Here is a 2,182-nt window from a genome sequence, read left to right on the forward strand (position 1 = left end):
GGCCCGCGGTGGAGGCGCTGGCGAGAGTGGCGCTCGGTGCGGACGCCGCGACGCCGGTCGGACCAGGGGCGTTCGCCGCGGCGATCGACCGGCACGGCGGCCGCCTGAGCCTCCCGCACGGCACCGGATGCGCACTGGTGGCCGAAGCCGCCGAGGGCGCGCCGATCGGGCTGGCCTACATCTGCGCGCCGGTGCGGCTCATCGACGCCTACGCCGAGCTGGGACGCCACGGGCAGCGGCGCCTGGCCGGTGTGCTGACCGAGCTCGAACTGCTCGCGGTGGCCGAGCCCGCCCGCGGCGCGGGCGTCGGCACGGCGTTGCTCGCCGCCGCCGAAGAGCGGCTGCGCTCCGGCGGCTGCCGCCTGGTGTCCGCCAAGGTCGGTGCCGGTGATCGGCTGGTGCTGCGCCGGTATCGCCGGCGCCGCTACCTGCCGGCCACCCCTGGCGGGCCGGTCACCCTCGACGTCGACGGAGCGATGATCGCCTTCGATGACGGTGGCGACGGCTACCGGCTGGCGGTCAAATCCCTGGATCCGACCCAGCAGGTCCACCGCGGCAGCACCCGTACCGGCACCTACCTCGCCGTCACCCCGGCACGCCCATCCGCGACGCCGCCGTGGTCTGCGCCGCCCCGCAGGCGCCCGCGACGCTGAGCGCGCCCGCTGTCCGCCGGGTTCCCGCCGGTCCACTCTGGCCCCACCCTGCTTTCACAGGGAGACAGAATGACGAACATGTTCGACCGTCTCACCGGCCGCGACCGCTGACCATGCCCGCCGCGTGGTCACGGTCCTGACCGAGCACTTTGCGGAGCTACGCGAACCACGGACGGCCGACACCGTCCAGACATCGATCGAGCGGCATCTGCGCGCCCCGGATGTGACGTGGGAAGTCTTCCTCGACAGCCCATATGTGGCCAACTGGTCACTCAAGCCCGACCGCGGCGGCCGCATCCAGGTGGCCTGCCGCCGCCACCCCACCACCGAAGCCGACCTGGAGCACGAGCGCATGCTGACCGCCCTCCTCCACGAGCTCCACGAGGGTGGGTCATGACCGGTGCGGCGGGTCCTCGTACTGATCCGGAGCAGCAGCTCCTGGCCCATATGGCCACCCAAGCGGCCCTGTGGGCCGGCACACCGCGGTCGGCGTGACGACTGGCCGTATGCCAGCCTGGTTGGCCGGCTGCTGCTCGACCACGGCCGCCTGTTCACCCCCGCTGATCGCCCCGCGCACATCCAGCCCGGCCCGCCGGGCTCGTGCTTCGCCAGCGCCACCCGGATCGCCGAGGCGCACGATCTGATCTACGTCGAGGGGATGGCGCTGGTCGACGGCCTGCCGGTCGGCGGCTTCGACCACGCCTGGTGCGTCGACGCGCGCGACGGACACAGGTGATCGACCCGACGCTGCCCGACGGGCGGACGCTGGCCTACCTCGGGGTGCCGCTCAGCGGCGCCTACCGGCGACAGCAGCAGGCCCGCCGCGGCGGGGCGGCCGTCTTCACCATCGACCCCGGCGGCTGGCAGGACAACGCCACGGCGCTGCGGGACGGCGTGCCCGCCACGGCGATCCTCCCAGTGGGCCGTCCCCTTCCCGACCTGTCCGCCGCTCGATCCGATGGGCTGCCGGGAAGGACCGCATGACCCTCGCCCCCACCCCTTCACCCGCCAACGACGCACCCGCCCAGGCCCAGCCGGTCCCCGCGCCGGCGCCCGTACGGCCTGCTCAGCACCGAGGAGCTGCAGGCACGCATCACCGCCACGAGGGCGACGGTGGCGGGCCTGGCCGCGCGAGTTGACGCCGAGCAGCAGCGCAGCCGGGCCGGCGCCGAGCAGGTCAGCGCCGTCGGTGAGCAGGTGCACGCCGACCTGGCCGGCGAACGCGACCGGCTCGCGGTGGCGCTGCCCGCCCTGCAGGAGGCCGAGCTCCGCCACCAGGCAGCCCGCGCCAGGCTGCGCCGCGCCGAGCGGACGGTCTCCGAGCTGAAGGCGACGCTGTAGCGGCGCTACGGCGGGCGGCTACGCGGCCGGCTGCCCAGCGGCGAGCGCTCCCGGCTGGCCGAGCGGCTGCAGTAGGCGCAGGAGAAACGGGCCGCCGCCGCCGCGCGCCGCGTCGAGGTCGCCGGCCGCACCGAGCAGGCCGCACGAGCGAAGGCGCTGGACGGCATGCCCGCCGGGATGAGCGTGAC

Annotated in this window: 6 protein-coding genes; 5 read left to right on the forward strand and 1 reads right to left on the reverse strand. The window is 75.0% G+C overall.

From position 1 onward, the window contains the following. The 5 genes from ACWDS7_RS48030 to ACWDS7_RS48050 form a co-directional block, all read left to right on the forward strand. Window positions 1-653: N-acetyltransferase family protein (locus ACWDS7_RS48030; RefSeq protein WP_451934761.1), on the forward strand; the 653-nt coding region annotated here is incomplete at its 5' end. 124 nt (window positions 654-777) lie between these two features. After that, the gene (locus tag ACWDS7_RS48035) at window positions 778-1,050 is read left to right on the forward strand and encodes a hypothetical protein (RefSeq protein ID WP_451934762.1); all 273 of its coding nucleotides are present in this window, start codon (window positions 778-780) and stop codon (window positions 1,048-1,050) included. A gap of 3 nt (window positions 1,051-1,053) precedes the next feature. Then, window positions 1,054-1,389 (forward strand): hypothetical protein, encoded by a 336-nt coding sequence (locus ACWDS7_RS48040; protein WP_451934763.1) that lies wholly within the window; start codon window positions 1,054-1,056, stop codon window positions 1,387-1,389. Continuing rightward, on the forward strand, window positions 1,386-1,637 hold the full coding sequence (locus ACWDS7_RS48045; protein ID WP_451934764.1) for a hypothetical protein: 252 nt from the start codon (window positions 1,386-1,388) through the stop codon (window positions 1,635-1,637). Before ACWDS7_RS48040 ends, ACWDS7_RS48045 begins: the two co-directional genes overlap by 4 nt. A 129-nt stretch (window positions 1,638-1,766) precedes the next feature. Further along, complete coding sequence (locus tag ACWDS7_RS48050; RefSeq protein WP_451934765.1) at window positions 1,767-1,994, forward strand: hypothetical protein; 228 nt, start codon at window positions 1,767-1,769, stop codon at window positions 1,992-1,994. 5 nt (window positions 1,995-1,999) lie between these two features. On the opposite strand, the gene ACWDS7_RS48055 is transcribed toward ACWDS7_RS48050, so the two are convergent. Beyond that, a partial coding sequence (locus tag ACWDS7_RS48055; protein WP_451934766.1) for a hypothetical protein occupies window positions 2,000-2,182 on the reverse strand: 183 nt, incomplete at its 5' end.

This window comes from Streptosporangium sp. NPDC003464 (assembly GCF_053588315.1).